At 60.8% G+C, this 17,759-nt stretch carries 15 protein-coding genes; 9 read left to right on the top strand and 6 right to left on the bottom strand.

Going from position 1 to position 17,759, the window contains the following annotated elements; translation table 11 throughout:
• Nucleotides 1-108 precede the first annotated feature (108 nt).
• From RLW41_RS21475 to RLW41_RS21460, 4 genes are all read right to left on the bottom strand, one after another.
• On the bottom strand, nucleotides 109-405 hold the full coding sequence (locus RLW41_RS21475; RefSeq protein ID WP_414462812.1) for a MoaD/ThiS family protein: 297 nt from the start codon (nucleotides 403-405) through the stop codon (nucleotides 109-111).
• Entirely contained in the window at nucleotides 402-1,517 is a 1,116-nt protein-coding gene (locus RLW41_RS21470; RefSeq protein ID WP_414462811.1) for a WD40/YVTN/BNR-like repeat-containing protein, read from the bottom strand. Before RLW41_RS21470 ends, RLW41_RS21475 begins: the two co-directional genes overlap by 4 nt.
• 351 nt (nucleotides 1,518-1,868) lie before the next feature.
• On the bottom strand, nucleotides 1,869-2,195 hold the full coding sequence (gene soxZ, locus RLW41_RS21465; protein WP_414462810.1) for a thiosulfate oxidation carrier complex protein SoxZ: 327 nt from the start codon (nucleotides 2,193-2,195) through the stop codon (nucleotides 1,869-1,871).
• A 12-nt stretch (nucleotides 2,196-2,207) separates the two neighbouring features.
• The gene (locus RLW41_RS21460) at nucleotides 2,208-2,702 is read right to left on the bottom strand and encodes a thiosulfate oxidation carrier protein SoxY (RefSeq protein ID WP_414462809.1); all 495 of its coding nucleotides are present in this window, start codon (nucleotides 2,700-2,702) and stop codon (nucleotides 2,208-2,210) included.
• A gap of 191 nt (nucleotides 2,703-2,893) precedes the next feature.
• On the opposite strand from RLW41_RS21460, the gene RLW41_RS21455 reads away from it, so the two are divergent.
• From RLW41_RS21455 to RLW41_RS21435, 5 genes are all read left to right on the top strand, one after another.
• Nucleotides 2,894-4,225 carry an FCSD flavin-binding domain-containing protein gene (locus RLW41_RS21455; protein ID WP_414462808.1) on the top strand — a complete coding sequence of 444 codons (1,332 nt, stop codon included), beginning with the start codon at nucleotides 2,894-2,896 and terminating at the stop codon, nucleotides 4,223-4,225.
• A 221-nt stretch (nucleotides 4,226-4,446) separates the two neighbouring features.
• On the top strand, nucleotides 4,447-6,924 hold the full coding sequence (locus tag RLW41_RS21450; RefSeq protein WP_414462807.1) for an acyl-CoA dehydrogenase: 2,478 nt from the start codon (nucleotides 4,447-4,449) through the stop codon (nucleotides 6,922-6,924).
• 37 nt (nucleotides 6,925-6,961) lie between these two features.
• Complete coding sequence (locus RLW41_RS21445) at nucleotides 6,962-8,980, top strand: 3-hydroxyacyl-CoA dehydrogenase NAD-binding domain-containing protein (RefSeq protein ID WP_414462806.1); 2,019 nt, start codon at nucleotides 6,962-6,964, stop codon at nucleotides 8,978-8,980.
• Between the two features lie 54 nt (nucleotides 8,981-9,034).
• Nucleotides 9,035-10,336, top strand: a complete 1,302-nt coding sequence (locus tag RLW41_RS21440) for an acetyl-CoA C-acetyltransferase (protein ID WP_414462805.1) — start codon at nucleotides 9,035-9,037, stop codon at nucleotides 10,334-10,336.
• Nucleotides 10,337-10,410: 74 nt separating this feature from the next.
• Entirely contained in the window at nucleotides 10,411-11,724 is a 1,314-nt protein-coding gene (locus RLW41_RS21435) for a class I SAM-dependent methyltransferase (RefSeq protein ID WP_414462804.1), read from the top strand.
• Nucleotides 11,725-11,849: 125 nt separating this feature from the next.
• Here RLW41_RS21435 and RLW41_RS21430 read toward each other — a convergent pair whose 3' ends face one another.
• Nucleotides 11,850-12,290 carry a MerR family transcriptional regulator gene (locus RLW41_RS21430; protein WP_414462803.1) on the bottom strand — a complete coding sequence of 147 codons (441 nt, stop codon included), beginning with the start codon at nucleotides 12,288-12,290 and terminating at the stop codon, nucleotides 11,850-11,852.
• Nucleotides 12,287-14,011 carry a long-chain-fatty-acid--CoA ligase gene (locus RLW41_RS21425; RefSeq protein ID WP_414462802.1) on the bottom strand — a complete coding sequence of 575 codons (1,725 nt, stop codon included), beginning with the start codon at nucleotides 14,009-14,011 and terminating at the stop codon, nucleotides 12,287-12,289. Before RLW41_RS21425 ends, RLW41_RS21430 begins: the two co-directional genes overlap by 4 nt.
• A gap of 331 nt (nucleotides 14,012-14,342) precedes the next feature.
• Here RLW41_RS21425 and RLW41_RS21420 point away from each other — a divergent pair, with 331 nt between their 5' ends.
• From RLW41_RS21420 to RLW41_RS21405, 4 genes are all read left to right on the top strand, one after another.
• Nucleotides 14,343-14,612 (top strand): acyl carrier protein, encoded by a 270-nt coding sequence (locus tag RLW41_RS21420; protein WP_013947813.1) that lies wholly within the window; start codon nucleotides 14,343-14,345, stop codon nucleotides 14,610-14,612.
• A 92-nt stretch (nucleotides 14,613-14,704) separates the two neighbouring features.
• The gene (locus RLW41_RS21415; protein WP_013947812.1) at nucleotides 14,705-15,952 is read left to right on the top strand and encodes a beta-ketoacyl-[acyl-carrier-protein] synthase family protein; all 1,248 of its coding nucleotides are present in this window, start codon (nucleotides 14,705-14,707) and stop codon (nucleotides 15,950-15,952) included.
• Between the two features lie 237 nt (nucleotides 15,953-16,189).
• Entirely contained in the window at nucleotides 16,190-16,570 is a 381-nt protein-coding gene (locus RLW41_RS21410) for a cyclophilin-like fold protein (RefSeq protein WP_013947810.1), read from the top strand.
• Nucleotides 16,571-16,638: 68 nt separating this feature from the next.
• A complete protein-coding gene (locus RLW41_RS21405) occupies nucleotides 16,639-17,757 on the top strand; it encodes an L-lactate dehydrogenase (protein WP_414464628.1) in 1,119 nt (372 codons plus the stop codon).
• Nucleotides 17,758-17,759: the final 2 nt, after the last annotated feature.

Genomic DNA, 17,759 nt, shown 5'->3' with positions numbered 1-17,759 from the left:
TCGAGGTCGCGACGTTTGACGGCGGTCGGGCAAGAACGACGCAACATGCCCGTGCCCCGTGCCTGGCGGCCGGCTTCCCGCAGGGGAGTCGCCGGTTACCACAAAAATTCAACCTCCCGCAATCGCGCCGACGATGAGAAACGGTTGCGCTCCCCGCACGACGTCGTCGGGCAATGGCGCATCCGGAGCATCGTGCGAAAGATCCCGCTGGCATGCGAAAAACCGCAGAAACGGGCGCCGCTTCTGAGTGCCCTGATCCCGGATCGTTCCCCGCAGCACTGGATACGTTTTCTCCAGCGCATCAAGCAGTGCCCGCTGCGTAACCGGCGCATCGACTTCAACGACCACCTCGCCGTTGATGCTGGCGTGCTTCTTCAGATGCGACGGTAAGACGACACGGATCATGTCAGCGTTTGCACCTCGACGGAAAGCACAGCCGGCAGATCGCGAACGATCGTGCTCCACGTATCGCCGGCGTCGGCCGAACCGTAAACTTGTCCGCCAGTCGTTCCGAAATACACGCCGCACGAGTCCAGCGTATCGACGCACATCGCATCGCGAAGAACGTTCACATAGCAGTTGGACTGCGGCAGGCCGTTGGTCAGCGCTTCCCAATCGTTGCCGCCCGTTCTGCTCCTCCACACCTGGAGCTGGCCATCTATTGGAAAATGCTCCGCGTCGCTCTTGATCGGCACCACGTAGATCGTCTCCGGCTCGTGCGCGTGCACGTCGATGACGAAACCGAAATCGGTTGGCAGATTGCCGCTGACCTCGCGCCACGAATTGCCCGCATCATCCGAGCGCATCACGTCCCAATGCTTCTGCATGTAAAGCACCTCGGGCCGCGTCGGATGCATTGCCAGGCGATGGACGCAATGCCCGACTTCCGCTGTCGGATCGGGCATGAATTCCGATTTCAAGCCTCGATTGATCGGCCGCCACGTTGCGCCGCCGTCGTCTGTTCGAAACGCGCCGGCCGCCGAGATGGCGATGAACATGCGCTGCGGATCTTTCGGGTCGAGCAGAATGGTATGCAGGCACATGCCGCCCGCACCGGGCTGCCAATGCGGACCCGAGCCGTGGCCGCGCAGGCCGGAAAGCTCCGCCCACGATTTGCCGCCGTCCTTCGACTGAAACAGCGCCGCATCTTCCACGCCCGCATAGACTGTATCGGGATCTGCGAGTGACGGCTCGATGTGCCAGACCCGCTTGAACTCCCACGGATGCGGTGTCCCGTCATACCATTGGTGCGTGCCGGGAACGCCGTCGTAGGCGAACGAATTATCGACGGCTTCCCATGTCTTGCCGCCGTCGTCGGATCGCTGGATTTGCTGTCCGAACCAGCCGCTCGATTGCGATGCATAGATGCGGTTCGGATCGGCAGGCGAGCCTTTGAGATGGTAGATTTCCCAGCCCGCGAAATGTGGCCCCCTGACGTCCCAATTTTTGCGCGCGCCATCGGCCGTCAGAACGAATGCCCCTTTCCGCGTGCCAACCAGCAATCGAACGCCTGTCATGTCGCCTCCCGTTCTCGTTGTCCGGCGATCCGCTTTGTGGCCCCGACTGAAGGCCTTTTTTCGGTCGCAGTCCACTTTAAGACGAACGGCTGCCGTCCATTCCGACAGGGCATCGCAAAAAAGAATTGAACGACTTTCGTTATTTCGCCTTCTAAACACGCCCGAACACACAAGGTGTTTCATCAGATGACGGGTGAGTAAAAAAACACCGTCATCCCGGCGAAGGCCGGGATCCAGACAAACCGCAGCATGCCGGATGGGGAGGCTTGACTGGGTGCCGACCTTCGTCGGCATGACGAAAGAGTTCTTGCCCGGCGGCCGGCTCCCCGGAAGGGAGTCGCCCGGCACCAATCAAGAAATCATCACCGGGGCTGTCGCAGCAACAGTCACGCCGTCATCGTCGATCCAGGCGATCTCGATCGTGCCGGGGCCTGAAATGCGCAACTGAAATGCGAGATAAGGGTTCGCCGAAATGCCCGGCCCGAACTCGGCGCGGAAAACCTGTTGGCCGTCGAATTTCGCAATGAACGTGTTGATGATATCGCGCGGGATTGATTTGCCGTTTTTGTCGTGGCGGTTGCCCGTTTCCATGACATGGCGAATGAGCGTCTTCACCTCGATGACATCACCGGCTTTGATCGTGTCGGGCAGCTTGATGCGGGGGCCTGTGGCAGCCATTAAGTTCGCTCCCTAGATCCCGCAGCCGCCGATGAGCACTTTTACGCGGGTCGTCGACACCAGCATGTCGCCGCCGGAAAGCTCAGCCAGCACGATCACGTCCTGCGTCTTCGCAAGCCGCATTCGGCTCTGCACACGCGCGACCGCATTTACCGGCGACAAATGAAACGTTGCGACATGCGCATGCGGGTTTGCGGTCGAAAGAATGTGAATGGCTTTGACGTGATCGGCGTCCGTCATCGGGCTGTCGACCACGATGGTAATCGGCACGAAATTGCCGTTGTCCGCCGTCTCGGGAAGATCGACGCTGATCTTGCCCTCGATCGGCTTGGCGCTGCCGACGATGCGCGCGAAATCGTCCTTGAAGTCCTGGCTCGGCACGAATGCGTCGGATGCGCCGGCGTCCTCGTTGGCGCGTGCGATGAACGGCGCCAGCCCAGCTGCCACCGCTCCGGCGATGACGAACGTCCGGCGGCTTAAGACGGCAATGTCGATCCGGTCACGCAAGCCAGCCTGCCTCAAATCGCCTTGATTGCTGTTCGATATATAGGAATGGGGTTCGCCGGACGCCTAACCTTACGATTTATTTTCCTGACATGCCCCGCTGCCCGTGGCAAATCTCGGTCAAAATGGCCGTTAAGAACGAAAAGAGGGCGCATGTCGGCGCACCAGCATCAGGCCAAATCTGGGGGCGGGGAATGACCGGTATTACACGCCGTGAATTCAATGGATTGGCGGCGGGCGTCGGTGTTGCCGTCTTGATCGAGCTGCCGCGTCCGGCATTGGCCGCTGGCCCTGCGAAGATCGTCGTCATCGGTGGTGGACCCGGCGGCGCGGCCGTCGCCAATCGCCTCAAGTCGGCCGACGCTACTCTCGACATCACGCTGATCGAGCCCAAGGTAAAATATACAACCTGCTTTTATTCGAACCTGTATCTCGGCGGCTTCCGCACCTTCAAATCCATCACGCATGATTATGAGGGCGTGAAAAAGCGCGGCATCACGGTTCTGACCGACACCGCGACCGGCATCGACACGGTGGCAAAAAAGGTGACGCTCGCCAAGGGCCCGACGCTGACGTATGACCGCCTCGTCGTCGCTCCGGGCATCGATTTCAAATGGGATGCTATCGAAGGCTATTCGCCCGAAGCCGCCAAAATCATGCCTCACGCGTGGCAGGGCGGCCCGCAGACGTGGCTTCTGAAGGAAAAGCTGCTCGCGCTGCCTGACGGCGGCCTCGTCGTCATGGCCGTACCGCAGAACCCGTATCGCTGTCCGCCGGGCCCCTACGAGCGCGCCTGCATGATCGCGCATTTCCTGAAGACGAAGAAGCCGAAGGCTCGGCTCGTGCTTTTCGATGCCAAGAAAACCTATTCCAAGCAAGCCGTGTTCGAGGAAGCCTTCAACGAGTATTACAAGGACATCGTCGAGATCAATCTGACCAACGAGATTGACGATTTCTCGGTCATCAAAGTCGATGCGAAGACAGGCGTCGTCACCACGAAAGCCGGGCGGACTGAACGCGCCGCGCTCGCCAATATCATCCCGCCGCAGAAGGCGGGCGCCATCGCGGCGAGCGCCGGCTTGACCGAGGGCGACTGGTGCCCGGTCAATCCGGAGAATTTCACGTCGACCAAGGCAAAAGACGTCTACGTGCTCGGCGATGCTGCAATTGCGAACGAAATGCCGAAATCAGCCTATTCCGCAGTTAGCCAGGCGGGCGTCGTCGTCAACGACATGATCGCCGACCTGCAGGGCAAGCCGAGAACGGCCGGCCGTTTCCGCAACACCTGCTGGTCGATGCTCGCGCCCGACAACAGCGCCAAGATCGGCGGCGACTATGTGCCTGCAACCAAAGACGGAAAAGCATACCTGGAGATCAAGGACGGCTTCATCTCGAAGCCGGACGACAGCGCCGAGCTTCGCCGCCAGGTGAACGAGGAAAGCGCCGACTGGTATCAAACCATCATCGAAGACCTGTTCGATGAACCGTCCCAGCAGGTGACGCTTCCCAACTTCCGCAATCCTTAAGCTTTATCGCGCAGCATCTGGCCGGGCCGAAGGGACGGCCTATGTATCTGCAAGATTAGCGACTGCCGTACAAACGTGATTAATTAGGCTCAGAATAGACCCTGGAAGCCTTCGCCCTGGACATCTGGCGGCGGGCGACCCAAGTTGACGTATACGTCAACGGATGATAGGGCGCGCTGAGACTGATCGCCTAGCGGCAGCCCTGTTCGGGAGGCACGGAAATGGCACCCATTGTTCTGATCCTGGTGGCTTTTGCCGCTGTTTTGGCGCTGGGAATGGTACGAGCGCCCCTCTGGGGCTGGGCGGCCGCCGTCGGCGCCTGGACGCTGCTCGCGACGGACGGCCATATTGGTCTCGTCTCTTGGACCGCGTGGCTGCCGTTCGTGGCGCTGGCCGTGCTGTCGATCCCGGCTGTGCGCCGCAGCCTCATCATCGCGCCGGTCTTCGCCCAGATCCGAAAAATTCTGCCGCGCGTCTCCGACACCGAAGCACAGGCCCTCGAAGCAGGAACCGTCGGCTTCGACGCCGAACTTTTTTCCGGCACCCCCGACTGGGACAAGCTCAAATCTGTGCCGCCGATCGAACTGACGCCCGAAGAGCGCGCCTTCCTCGACGGCCCGACCGAAGACCTCTGCCGTATGATCGACGACTGGCAGGTGCGCCATACGCTGCACGATGTGCCGGACGAGATCTGGGATTTCGTCAAGAGGAACGGCTTCCTCGGCATGCTGATCTCGAAGGAGCACGGCGGCCTCGGATTCTCTGCGCAGGCGCAATCGCTGATCCTCGGCAAGATCGCCTCGCGTTCGCCCGACGTCGTCACGATCGTCATGGTGCCGAACTCTCTTGGGCCGGGCGAACTCATCGAGAAATACGGTACCGACGAGCAGAAGCACTATTACCTGCCGCGCCTCGCCAAGGGTGAGGAAGTGCCGTGCTTCTCGCTGACCGGCCCGACGTCCGGCTCCGATGCCGCTACGATGCGCGATGTGGGTTACGTCACGCGCGGCAGCTACAAAGGCCAGGATACGCTCGGCATCAACCTGTCGTGGGATAAGCGCTACATCACGCTCGGACCCAAGGCGACGCTCGTCGGCCTCGCATTCCGACTGTTCGACAAGGACAACCTGCTCGGCAAAGGCGAGGACGTCGGCATCACACTGGCGCTGATCCCGGCCGATCATCCCGGCATCAACATTGGCCGCCGCCATCTGCCATCCGGCGCCGCCTTTCCGAACGGCCCCAACTGGGGCAACGATGTTTTCATCCCGATGGATTGGGTCATCGGTGGCGACAAGATGGCCGGCAACGGCTGGCGCATGCTGATGGAATGCCTTTCCGCCGGCCGCGCGATTTCGCTTCCGTCGTCCGGGACGGCCGGCGCCAAGATGATGCTGCGTGTGACGTCAGCTTATGCCCGCATCCGCAAGCAGTTCGGCCTGCCGGTCTCGCGCATGGAGGGCATCGAGGAAGCGCTCGTCCGTATGATCGAGACGGCCTATGTCAACGAAGCCGGTCGCGCGATGACCGCTGCGATGGTCTCACGCGGCGAGAAGCCGTCGGTCATCTCCGCGATGATGAAATACCAGACGACGGAGAAGCTCCGCCGCGCCGTCAACGACGCGATGGATATTCACGGAGGCCGCGGCATCTGCGACGGCCCCGCGAACTATCTGCAATCGGCGTATCAGATGGTTCCGGTCGGCATCACCGTCGAAGGCGCGAACATTCTCACGCGCACGCTCATCACCTTTGCGCAAGGTGCGCTGCGCTCGCATCCCTATCTCTATAAGGAAGTGCAGGCGGCCCAGAACCCCGACAAGAAGCGCGGGCTCGACGATTTCGAAAACGCCTTCAACAATCACATCGCCTTTTCGCTATCGAACGCGACAGGCGCGTTCGTGCACAACGTCACCGGCGGCGCTTTCGTGAAGGCGCCGGATCATGCGCTGCGCATGTCCGACTGGTATCGCCAGCTTGGCCGCGCCAGCCGCTCCTATGCCTTCGTCGCGGATATGACGGTCGCGCTTCTGGGCGGCGGTCTGAAGATCAAGCAGAAGATCACCGGCCGCATGGCCGACGCGCTCTCCGAGCTTTACCTGCTGTCGGCCACTTTGAAGCGCTACGAAGATGATGGTCGCCCCGAGGGTGACGAGTTGATCGTCCAGCTGGCCGCCGAAAATGCGCTCCATCGCTTCCAGGAAGCCATGAGCGGCGTCATCGACAATTTCCCGGTTCGCTGGGCGCGGCCGCTGATGCGCGCTGTCGTCTTCCCACTCGGCCGCCGTCGAAAACCCGCCTCCGATACGCTGGGGCATCGGGTTGCGCGCCACGCCTTGCAGCCGGGCGAAGTTCGCGACCGCCTGACGCGCGATATCTACGTCTCGAAGGACGTCAACGACCCGACCGGTATCCTGGAAGTGACCCTGGAAAAGGTGATCGCCGCCGAGCCCATCGAGAAAAAGCTCGAAAAGGCCATCCGCGACGGCGTCGTGCGCCGCTATCATGGCAACGACTGGTTTGCCGAAGCGGTCGCCAAGGCTGTGATCACCGAGGCGGAAGCCGAACAGCTTCGCGAGGTCGAACGGCTTGTCGCGCGTGTCATCGCGGTCGACCATTTCGATCCGGCGGAAGTAAAACCAAATTACGTGACGCTCGGCCACAACGTTCGTGGCGCCGAGAGCCTGGCAGCGGAATGACCGCTACCGCATCCTATTTGTGTTGAGGTGACGAACGATGACGGAATTTGCGGCTGAGCCGAGCATTCTCGATCTCAAGGACTGGCGTTACTGGGTCGACGGCGAGGACATTGCCTGGGCCATATTCGATCGCGAAGGCGAGAGCATGAATTCGCTCGGCCGCCGTCCGATCGAAGAACTGGCGGCGATCATCACGCGGGCTGAAGCCGATGCCGCGTCCAAGAAAATCCGCGGCCTCGTCATCATGTCGGGCAAGGATCGCGGCTTCGTCGTCGGCGCCGACATCCGCGAGTTCGAAACCTTCACCAGCGAGCAGGACGTGATCTCGGCGTTGAAGCCGGTGAACGAACTCTTTGAGCGCATCGAGAAGCTGCCTGTCCCAGTTGTCGCCGCGATCCACGGTGTCTGCGTCGGCGGCGGCCTGGAACTGATCCTCGCCTGCCACTACCGCATCGCCACCCGCGATGATTCAACTCGCGTCGGCTTCCCTGAAGTGAAGCTCGGCATCTTCCCCGGCTTCAACGGCACGGCGCGGTCGATCAAGCAAGCCGGCCCGATGGCCGCGATGCAGGCGATGCTGACGGGCGGCATGATCCGCGCGACTGTTGCAAAGGCACAGGGCTTCCTCGATCAGCTCGTCGGCAGCCCCGGCGAATTGCATTGGGCGGCGCGCAAGGCGGTGCTGCAAAATCGCAAGTCGAAATCGGCGGGCGCAGCGAAGGCGCTGCTGGCGAAATGGCCGGCGCGCGGCTTCCTCGCAGGCAAGATGCGTCAGGAGACGGCAAAGAAAGTCCGCGAGGATCACTATCCCGCGCCGTTCCGCCTGATCGACCTGTTCGAAAAATACGGCGGCGACCTCCAGACCATGAAGCGCGAGGAAACGAAAGCCTTCGCGCCGCTGATGATGTCGGACACATCGAAAAACCTTCGCCGTGTCTTCCGCCTGACCGAACTTCTGAAAGGCCAGGCCCCGCGCGGGCTGAAGTGGCGTCCGAGCCGCGTGCACGTCATCGGAGCAGGCACCATGGGCGCCGACATTGCAGGCGTCTGCGTTGCCTCGGGCATGGAAGTGACGCTGCAGGATATTTCGCCCGAACAACTCGAAAAGGGCATCAAGGCTCAGGGCAAACTGTTCGCCAAGAAGTTCAAGACCAAGGCGACGCGCGACGCGGCCAAGGCTCGCCTTATTGCCGATCCGGAAGGCAAGGGCGTCGCCCACGCCGATGTGATCATCGAAGCGATCGTCGAGCGGCTCGACATCAAACAGAAGCTGTTTGCCGATCTCGAAACCAGGATCAAGCCCGGCGCTGTGCTCGCGACGAATACGTCGTCGCTGAAGCTCGAAGACATCGCTGCACCGCTGAAAGATCCCGGCCGCCTCATCGGCCTGCACTTCTTCTCGCCCGTCGCGCAGATGCCGCTGGTCGAAGTCGTGCGCGGAACGAATACGCGCGACGATGAAGTGAAGAAGGGCGCAGCCTTCGTCACATCCATCGACAAGTTCCCGCTGATAACGAAAGACGTGCCGGGCTTCCTCGTCAACAAGGTGCTGACGCCGTACATGTTCGCCGCGATGACGCGACTGGAGCAGGGCGAAGACAAGGAGAAGATCGACGAGGCAGCGCGCATCTTCGGCATGCCGATGGGACCGATTGAATTGGCCGATAACGTCGGTCTCGATATCTGCGCCCATGTCGCGAAAATTCTCGGCCAGTCGAGCGAAGGCTCGCGCCTCGATCGCCTTGTGGCGTCCGGTCGTCTCGGCAAAAAAACGGGCGAGGGCTTCTACATCTGGAAGGACGGCAAGCCCGTCAAATCCGACAAGAAATACACCAAAGCTGAACTCGACTCGTTGGGCCGCGATCTCGTCGCGCCGATGATCGACGAAGCGCAGAAGTCGCTGGAGGAGGGCGTCGTTGAAACCGCCGACCTCGTCGATGCCGGCATGATCTTCGGCACCGGATTCGCCCCCTTCCGCGGCGGCCCGCTGCACTACAAGAAAAACCTCGCCGCAAAAAGCCCGTCGTCCGCGACGCAAGCCGCCGCTGCTGAGTAATATTTTATTCCCTCTCCCCGTTCCTACGCGCGAGAGGGATACTGGAGAAATGAGATGGTAAGAGAACTTCGGCGCGTTGCGGTGATCGGCGGTACTCGCATTCCGTTCTGCCGTTCGAACACGTTTTACGCCGACCAGTCGAACCTCGACATGATGGCAGGTGCGTTGAATGGGCTCGTCGATCGCTATGGCCTCAAGGGCCAGCATATTGACGAAGTCGTCGGCGGCGCGGTCGTCACGCACTCGAAGGATTTCAATCTCGCGCGCGAAGCCGTTCTTTCGACCAAGCTCGCCCCTTCGACGCCCGGCGTCACGCTGATTCAGGCCTGCGGAACGTCACTGCAATCGGCGCTGATGTCTGCGGCCAAGATCGCAACGGGCGAAATCGAAAGCGCGATCTCCGTCGGTTCCGACACGACGTCGGACGCGCCGATCGTCTTCACGAAGAAATTTTCCAAGCGCCTCATCTCCGCCCAGCAGGGCAAATCGGCAATGGACAAGGTGAAGGCCTTCAAGGGCCTGTCGCCCGCAGAACTCGCGCCGCAGCCGCCCGCCGTGTCTGAGCCCCGCACGGGCTTGTCGATGGGCCAGCATTGCGAACTGATGGCACAGGAGTGGCATATCCCGCGCGCAGACCAGGATCAGCTCGCGTTCGAAAGCCACCGGAAGGGCGTCGCTGCCTACGACGAAGGCTACATGGATGACCTCGTCATTCCCTTCGCGGGCGTCTATCGCGACAATAACCTGCGCCCTGACATCACACTCGAAAAACTCGCATCGCTGAAAAACGCTTTCGAGAAATCGGATCGCGGCACGCTGACGGCCGGCAACTCGACGCCGCTGACCGACGGCGCGGCTAGCGTTCTGCTCGCGTCCGAAGAATGGGCGAAAGCGCGCAATCTGCCGATTCAAGCCTACATCACCTACGGCCAGCACATCGGCAACAACTTCGTGGGCGGCGACGGCCTGCTGATGGCGCCGACCATCGCTGTCTCCAAGATGCTCGACCGTGCGGGCCTCACGCTACAGGATTTCGATTTCTATGAAATCCACGAAGCGTTCGCCGCGCAGGTGCTGTGCACGCTGAAAGCCTGGGAGGACCCGGCTTACTGCAAGAAGCACATGGGCAAGGACACGCCGCTCGGCTCGATCGACCGCGCGAAGCTCAACGTCAAAGGCTCATCCCTCGCGTTCGGCCATCCGTTCGCCGCGACGGGCGCTCGGATCGTCGCGAATATGGCCAAACTCCTGTCAACGAAAGGCGGACGCGGGCTCATTTCGGTCTGCACGGCTGGTGGTATGGGCGTGACGGCAATCATGGAATCCCCAATGACTATCGAAGCCCAGGCCGCCTGAGGCCCTGACGGGAAGACTCTCGGCCTCCGATGCGCTATGTCCCTCGCGGCCACCGATCGCGAGGGAAGGGACGAATGGGCGCGAAAGACGATAAGCAACTCGAAGCCGCGCGCACGCTTGTCCGCAGTCTGGCGGAGCGTTTGGACGTCGATGGCTGGGTGCGGCTATGGGACGGCACGCGCCTGCCGCTCAGCAAAGCGCCGCAATCGAACTTCGAAATCTCGATCCGCGACCCCGGCGTGATCGGTGCGATCCTGCGCCGCCCGTCGCTCGATTCCATCATTCGCCAATACGTCGAGAAGGGCATCGACTTCTCCGGCGGCACGCTCGTCGATTTCGGCAAGGGCCTACAGGACGGCCGCAAGGGCGTGAAGCTGAAGCCGGGCGAGATCGCGAGTCTCGCACTGAAACTCTCGCCGTTCCTGTTCGCGAAACCATCGGAAGCGCGGGACGCACACGGCTTTGAGGGCGAGATCACCGGCAAGAACCGCAAGACCGCCGACAACAAGGCCTACATTCAGTTTCACTACGACCTGTCGAACGATTTCTACGCGCTCTTTCTCGATCCCGAGATGGTCTACTCGTGTGCCTACTACACGGATTGGTCGAACGACATCGCACAGGCCCAGCACGACAAGCTGGAGATGATCTGCCGGAAGCTGCGTCTGAAGCCCGGCGACCGAATGCTCGACATCGGCGCGGGCTGGGGTGGCCTGCTGTGTCATGCCGTGCAGAACTTCGGCGTCACCGCACATGGCGTGACGCTCTCGGAAGAGCAGCTTGCGTTCGCACGTGAGAAGGCCAAGCGTCTCGGCATCGCCGACCGCGTGACGTTCGAACTGTCGGACTATTCGAAACTGACCGGCAAGTTCGACAAGATCGCCTCCATCGGCATGTACGAGCATATCGGACTTAAGAACATCCCGACGTATATGCAGAAGGTGCGCTCGCTTTTGAGCGACGACGGCCTGTTCCTCAATCACGCCATTTCGCGCCGTGCGCCGAAGCACAAGCCGGGTTTTTTCAAAGGCCGCATGCGACCGGAGAAAAAGGCCATCGCCAAATACATCTTTCCCGGCGGCGAACTGGACGACATCGGCCACTCGATCTCCGCCATGGAGCGCGCGGGCTTCGAAGTGCACGACGTCGAAGGCTGGCGGCTGCATTACGCGCGCACGTGCCAGCTCTGGTGCGAGCGACTGACGGAAAACAAGGACCAGGCGATTCAGTACGTGGGTGAGGAGAAGTATCGCATCTGGGTCGCATATCTCGCAGGCGTCAGCCTCGCGTTCTCGCGGGGCACGCTGCGGCTATTTCAAACGCTCGCGTCGAAGTCCGCGAAACGCACGCCCATGCTCCCGCCAACCCGCGCGGACCTTTATCGCTAGCGCCGCAAGCTCGATGGATTTGCAATACTGTCGTCGTCGGGCTCGTCCCGTGGATCCATCGAGCATCCGCACGAGCATCGAAATGGATCCTCGGCCTAAAGCAGGCCATACGCGACAACGAGAATCTAACGTTCGCGCGCTTTCAGATGTGCATCGCAACGCGCGCGGATTTCGTTGAGATCGGCCAGCGACCGCTCGATGTCGCGCCGTTTCGTCTCAAGATCGTCGATCGCGTCCGTCACCTTGTCGAGCAGCAGCCGCGTCTGCGCTAATTGCCCCGGATCGGAATCGTAAAGCGATAGATATTCGCTGACGTCTTCGACGGTGAACCCGAGGTTTCGACCGCGCAGGATAAGCATAAGCCGCGCCCGGTCGCGCTTGGAATATTTCCGCGTCGTGCCGATCCGCTGCGGCGAGATCAAGCCGCGGCTCTCGTAAAAGCGGATGGTGCGCGTCGTGATCCCGAATTCCTTCGCCAGCGCCGAAATCGAATAAGCCGCAGCCTCGCGCGGATTCTCGCGTTGGAGCGCTTCGGTGCGCGCGAGCGGAGCGGTTTTGACCGTCATGCCGATTTGCCGCGCTGGGCTTCCTCGGCGGTCAACTCCTTTTTGGACAGCTTGCCGATCATGGTCTTCGGCAGGCTGTCGCGGAACTCAATAGCCGCTGGCATTTCGATCTTCGAGATTTTGGCTTTCAGGAATTCGAGCATCTCCGGTGCCGTCGCCGTCATGCCGGCCTTCAATTTGACGAACGCCTTCGGCGCTTCGCCGCGGTAGGGGTCGGGAATGCCGATGACGGTCACTTCCTCGACGGCGGGGTGCGCATAAATCGCCTCCTCCACGCGCCGCGGATAAACGTTGAAGCCCGAGCAGATAATGAGATCCTTGATGCGGTCGACGATGGCGAAATAGCCGTTCTCGTCCATCACCGCGACGTCGCCGGTTCGCAAAAAGTCGCCGACGAACTGCTTCGCGGTTTCCTCCGGGCGGTTCCAGTAGCCCTTCATGACCTGCGGCCCTTTGGCGCAAAGTTCCCCGCGTTCGCCCTGCGCAACCTCTTTCGTCGGGTCATCCAGACTTCGCAGCGAAATCATGGTGCCCGGAAGCGGCATGCCGATGGAGCCCGAAACCGGGGCGCCGTCGAGCGGATTGGCCGTCAAGACCGGCGACGTCTCGGAAAGCCCGTAGCCTTCCACGACCTTTGTCGATCCGGCCGCCATGGCCTCGAATTTGAGTTTCGTCTCAAGCGGCAGCGGTGCGCCGCCCGAAAGGCAGAATTTGAGCGACGAAAGATTGTACGACTTGATGTGCTCGAAATTGAGCATCGCCGTTAGAATCGTCGGCACGACCGGCATCATCGTAGGCTTTTCGCTGTTGATCAGCTTCAGCGTCTCGATCAGCTGGAAGCGGGGAATGAGCACGATTTTGGCGGCCAGCTCGATGCCGACCGTCATGACGACCGTCATGGCGAAGACGTGAAACAGGGGCAGGGCGCCGAGCACGCACTCCTCGCCGGGCTTCAGAACGGTGCCCCAGGCCACGACCTGCTTGGTGTTCGCAACGATATTGGCGTGCGTGAGCATGGCGCCCTTGGGCGTGCCGGTCGTGCCGCCGGTGTACTGTAGAACGGCGATATCGTTGTCGGGGTCGATAGCAACGGGCGACAACGGAGTTCGCGTCGCGGCCAGTTCGAGGCCGTCGACCACCCGCGCCGCGCTGGGCGAGCGCGTGACGTTGGCGATGTCCTTGCGCTTGAAAATCCGGAACAGCACAGATTTCAGCGGCGAAAGCACGCTGGCGAACGGCACGACGATGGCGCGCGAAATGACGCTGGCTTGCAGCAAAGCCTCGATCTTGGAGAACAGCAGGGCCAGATCATGGGTAACCATGATCTCCGTCTCACTGTCCCTGGCCTGGAACGTCAGCTCTTCGACAGTATAAAGAGGATTGAAGTTGACGACGGTTCCACCCGCTTTGAGTATCCCAAAATAATACACAATAAAAGTCGGGGTATTCGGCAGAAAAAGCCCAACTTTGGTGCCCCGTTTTACTCCGATCCGTTGCAAGCCGGCAGCCACACGGTCGACCTCGGCCGCTAGATCCGAATAGGACGTGGAGCGGCCCAGAAAGCCGATGGCGGGGTTTTGGGGGTAGCGGGCGGCGGCCTCGTCCAGCAGTCCGGGCACGGTCCCCTTGGGGATTGGCATGCGCCAATCGATGCCTGCCGGGTAATGATCGACCCACCGGGGCGACATCTGGGACACAGGTGAGGTGGCTTCTGCTGTCATGGTCTGTCCGGTCACTCGATTTTATTTTATCCGGATCGCGTTGACCTTCGCTGAAGATGTCTTAAACCGTGCAGTAACCAGCAAGGGACGCGCGAATATTAGACAATTTTCGGCGGCCAACGCTAGCGCTTGATCGCTCATGTAAACACCTGTCGATGAGGCAGCGAGCGGTCGAGGTCGGCGACGAGGGGGCAAGCGCGACGGTCCGTACCTAGACTTCGCGGTTGTTTAAGGATAAGTGACCCCCCCGCTTGCTGATCAAGGGCTCTTGATTTAGTAGATGCCAAGCAAAACTGGCCCGTCGCAGGGATTGCGAGGGTGGGAGAGGCCGATGGACGAAGTCGCGACTAAGGTTATTGAAATCCTCAAGAAGCATATGAAGGAGCCGCGCGACGATATCTCGCTCGACACCCAGCTTACAGATCTCAAGATCGAGTCACTTGATCTTGCTATGATCGTTTTCGACATTGAAGATGGCTTCGGGATTGAGATCCCATACAACGCCAATGAAGAAGTCGAAGCGTTCAAGACTGTCGGCTCAGTCGTTGATCGCGTGAAGTCGTTGATTGCCGAAAAGCAGGCTTCCGCAGCCAAGGCTTAATGGCCGCGAGCGATCTTCTGTCGAAATTAAATATGTGAAGGCCGGAACCCCCTACCGGGGGTTTCCGCGCATTCGCTAGGCAAGAAAGATTGATGATGTCGAATAGTAAGCCGGGACGCCGTGTCGTCGTCACGGGTCTCGGAGTCGTAACTCCGATCGGGCAGAACGTTCCCGATTTCTGGGCTGGTATTAAGGCCGGCAAATCGGGTGTCAGTGAACTGGAAGGCTTTCCAGTCGACGATCTCAAAATTCTGATCGCCGCTCAGATCAAAGGATTCGATCCCAAGCAGCGCCTGAAGCACTTCAAGCGCGACCGGATCATCACCCTCGCTGACCGCTACTCCTGGTTCGCCGCCGCTGCTGCAGACGAAGCCGTGAAGATGGCAGGCCTCGAAATGCCGCTCGTCGATCCGTATCGCGCGGCATGCATCATCGGTTCGGGCGCGGGCGGTCTGACGACGTTTGAGACCGCCTATCGCGATCTCTTCATTCACAACAAGCGCGCCACGCATCCGCTCACGCTTTTGCGTATCATCGGTTCGTCGGCTGCGGCCCACGTCGGCATCGAATTCGGCGTCAAAGGCCCGACATTCGCAACCTGCTCGGCTTGCTCGACAGCGACGCACGCGATCGGTATCGGCCGAGATTACATTCGTGACGGCATGGTCGACGTCGCTCTCGTCGGAGCGTCTGAATCCGTCATCAACTACGGCACGATGAAAGCCTGGCAGGCGCTGCACGTGCTCTCCCCCGAAGGCTGCTTCCCGTTCGCGAAGAAGCGTAACGGTACCGTTCTTGCCGATGGCGCGGGCGTTCTCGTGCTTGAAAGCCTCGAACATGCCCAGGCCCGCGGTGCAACGATCCTCGCCGAACTCTGCGGCTATGGCATGGCGTCCGATAGCCAGGACATGGTGAAGCCGACGGTCGAAGGCCCGAGCGTCGCCATGAAGGATGCGCTTGCAGATGCCGGCATCACGCCCGAGCAGATTGACTATCTGAACGCGCACGGCACGGCGACCGCCGACAACGATCTCAACGAGACGAAGGCGATCAAGAACGTCTTCGGCGATTACGCCTACAAGCTCGCCATTTCGTCGACGAAGTCGATGCACGGCCATCCGCTCGGTGCGGGCGGCGGTATCGAAGCCGTCGCGACGATCATGGCGATGCGCGAAAACTGGGCGCCGCCGACTATTGGTCTCGATGAGCCCGGCGAAGGCTGCGATCTCGACTATATCCCGAACGTCGGCCGCGAAATGAAGCTCGGCTATACGATGTCGAACTCGCTCGCGTTCGGCGGCTTGAACACCTCGCTGGTGTTCGGACCTGCGCCGAAGTGATCGCATTGCAATTCGGCCGTTGCCAAATGACGCCAGGCGCGGCCGTCTTTCGCAATCGCAATAAACACATTGCGCCGCGCAAACGGCAAATCCTGCGCGATTTTCGAGCGCGCAGGACATTTTGTTCGCGTTCGAGACCCGTAAAAGGCTTGCTGACTGCGGTTCTCGATGAGAGACTTCCCCATTGCGGCCGCATTCTCATCCCGGTCGCGAAGTGCTGATCGGGATTTGTGCGGTATGCGAAAGATCGTGATCCGGGCCGGGAGTGTTGCCATTCGCGCAAGGCTGCTCGACACGCCTACGGCCGAACGGATATGGGCCGCACTGCCCATCGAGTCTGCGGCGCGGACTTGGGGCGGTGAAATCTATTTCGACGCTCCGGTCAGTTCAGCAGCCGAGCCTGATGCCCGTGTCACCGTCAAAGCCGGTGACATTGTTTTTTGGCCGGAAGGCGACGCAATTTCCATCGGCTTCGGTCCAACGCCACTGTCGCGCACGCGGGGTGAAATCCGTTTGGCCGGACCCTGCAACGTCTGGGCGGAAGCGCTTGACGATGTTCGTCAGCTTAAATCGGTGCATTCCGGCGTTGTCATCTCCGTCAGCGAAGCCGAATGCTGATTTGATGCTGGTAGTGAGTTGCTGACGTGCTTCGATCAGCCTCCGCGGCCCTTAAATCGGTAGCTTGCATCGACGATCTCCGGCGTTTGGCGCACCGGCGCGTTCCAAGCGATTTCATGGGCTATTACGAGTCGGGCTCGTATTCCGAAACGACGCTCGTCGCCAATCTTCGCGATCTTCAGAACATCAAGATCCGCCAGCGCGTCTTGGCAGGCGCCGCCAATCGCAATCAAATCCAGACAGTGCTGGGTGAGACGCAGCCTTTGCCGCTTGTGTTGGGGCCGGTTGGTCTCAGCGGTATGGCCTATCGTGACGGCGAGATCGCTGCGGCACGCGCCGCCGAGAAGGCCGGTATTCCCTACACCCTGAGCACGCTCTCGATCTGCTCCATTGAAGACGTGGCCGAAGCCGTCTCGAAGCCGTTCTGGTTTCAGCTCTACTTCATGAAGGATCGCGGCTTCGTGGCCGATCTCATTGCGCGTGCGCGTAAGGCGAATTGCAGCGCATTGGTTTTGACGGTCGATCTTCAGGTGCTCGGCCAACGTCATCGCGACGTGCGCAGCGGCATGACCGTTCCGCCTCGCATCAAGCTCAAAACGATTGGTCGCATCGCGTCGAAACCTGCCTGGATCGCGAACGTGCTGATGGGCAAGCGCAAGACCTTCGGCAACGTCGCCGGGCGCATTCCCGGCACCGAAAATCTTCTCTCCTATATGGACTGGATCAACAGCCAGTTCGACCAGGCGCTGTCGTGGAACGACGTCGCCTGGATTCGTGAGCAATGGCCCGGCAAGCTCATCATCAAAAGCATCATGGACGCCGACGATGCGCGGATGGCCGTCAAAAGCGGTGCGTCGGCGATCGTCGTTTCCAACCACGGTGGCCGCCAGCTCGATGGCGCGGCCTCGTCGATCTCAATGTTGCCGCGCATCATCGATGCAGTCGGCGACGACGTGGAAGTGCATTTCGATGGCGGCATTCGCTCCGGCCAGGACGTGTTCCGCGCCCTCGCGCTTGGTGCTCGCGCATGTTGGCTGGGCCGCAGCTATCTTTACGGGCTTTGCGCGGCAGGGGAAACAGGTGTGACCAAAGCCATTGATCTCATCGCCAAGGAACTCGATGTCACGATGGCGCTCGCGGGTGTTCGCACCATCGACCAGATCTCGCGTGATTGTCTCGAAAGCTGATT

The organism is Hyphomicrobium sp. DY-1, assembly GCF_047497105.1.
Lineage (GTDB): Bacteria > Pseudomonadota > Alphaproteobacteria > Rhizobiales > Hyphomicrobiaceae > Hyphomicrobium_B.
This window is presented reverse-complemented; position numbering and strand designations above follow the sequence as displayed.

What these genes read in the sequence shown, in the direction of transcription:
- RLW41_RS21475 (WP_414462812.1), bottom strand. Translation starts at nt 405, where the DNA reads ATGATCCGTGTCGTCTTACCGTCGCATCTGAAGAAGCACGCCAGCATC.
- RLW41_RS21470 (WP_414462811.1), bottom strand. Translation starts at nt 1,517, where the DNA reads ATGACAGGCGTTCGATTGCTGGTTGGCACGCGGAAAGGGGCATTCGTT.
- soxZ (WP_414462810.1), bottom strand. Translation starts at nt 2,195, where the DNA reads ATGGCTGCCACAGGCCCCCGCATCAAGCTGCCCGACACGATCAAAGCC.
- RLW41_RS21455 (WP_414462808.1), top strand. Translation starts at nt 2,894, where the DNA reads ATGACCGGTATTACACGCCGTGAATTCAATGGATTGGCGGCGGGCGTC.
- RLW41_RS21450 (WP_414462807.1), top strand. Translation starts at nt 4,447, where the DNA reads ATGGCACCCATTGTTCTGATCCTGGTGGCTTTTGCCGCTGTTTTGGCG.
- RLW41_RS21445 (WP_414462806.1), top strand. Translation starts at nt 6,962, where the DNA reads ATGACGGAATTTGCGGCTGAGCCGAGCATTCTCGATCTCAAGGACTGG.
- RLW41_RS21440 (WP_414462805.1), top strand. Translation starts at nt 9,035, where the DNA reads ATGGTAAGAGAACTTCGGCGCGTTGCGGTGATCGGCGGTACTCGCATT.
- RLW41_RS21435 (WP_414462804.1), top strand. Translation starts at nt 10,411, where the DNA reads ATGGGCGCGAAAGACGATAAGCAACTCGAAGCCGCGCGCACGCTTGTC.
- RLW41_RS21430 (WP_414462803.1), bottom strand. Translation starts at nt 12,290, where the DNA reads ATGACGGTCAAAACCGCTCCGCTCGCGCGCACCGAAGCGCTCCAACGC.
- RLW41_RS21425 (WP_414462802.1), bottom strand. Translation starts at nt 14,011, where the DNA reads ATGACAGCAGAAGCCACCTCACCTGTGTCCCAGATGTCGCCCCGGTGG.
- RLW41_RS21420 (WP_013947813.1), top strand. Translation starts at nt 14,343, where the DNA reads ATGGACGAAGTCGCGACTAAGGTTATTGAAATCCTCAAGAAGCATATG.
- RLW41_RS21415 (WP_013947812.1), top strand. Translation starts at nt 14,705, where the DNA reads ATGATGTCGAATAGTAAGCCGGGACGCCGTGTCGTCGTCACGGGTCTC.
- RLW41_RS21410 (WP_013947810.1), top strand. Translation starts at nt 16,190, where the DNA reads ATGCGAAAGATCGTGATCCGGGCCGGGAGTGTTGCCATTCGCGCAAGG.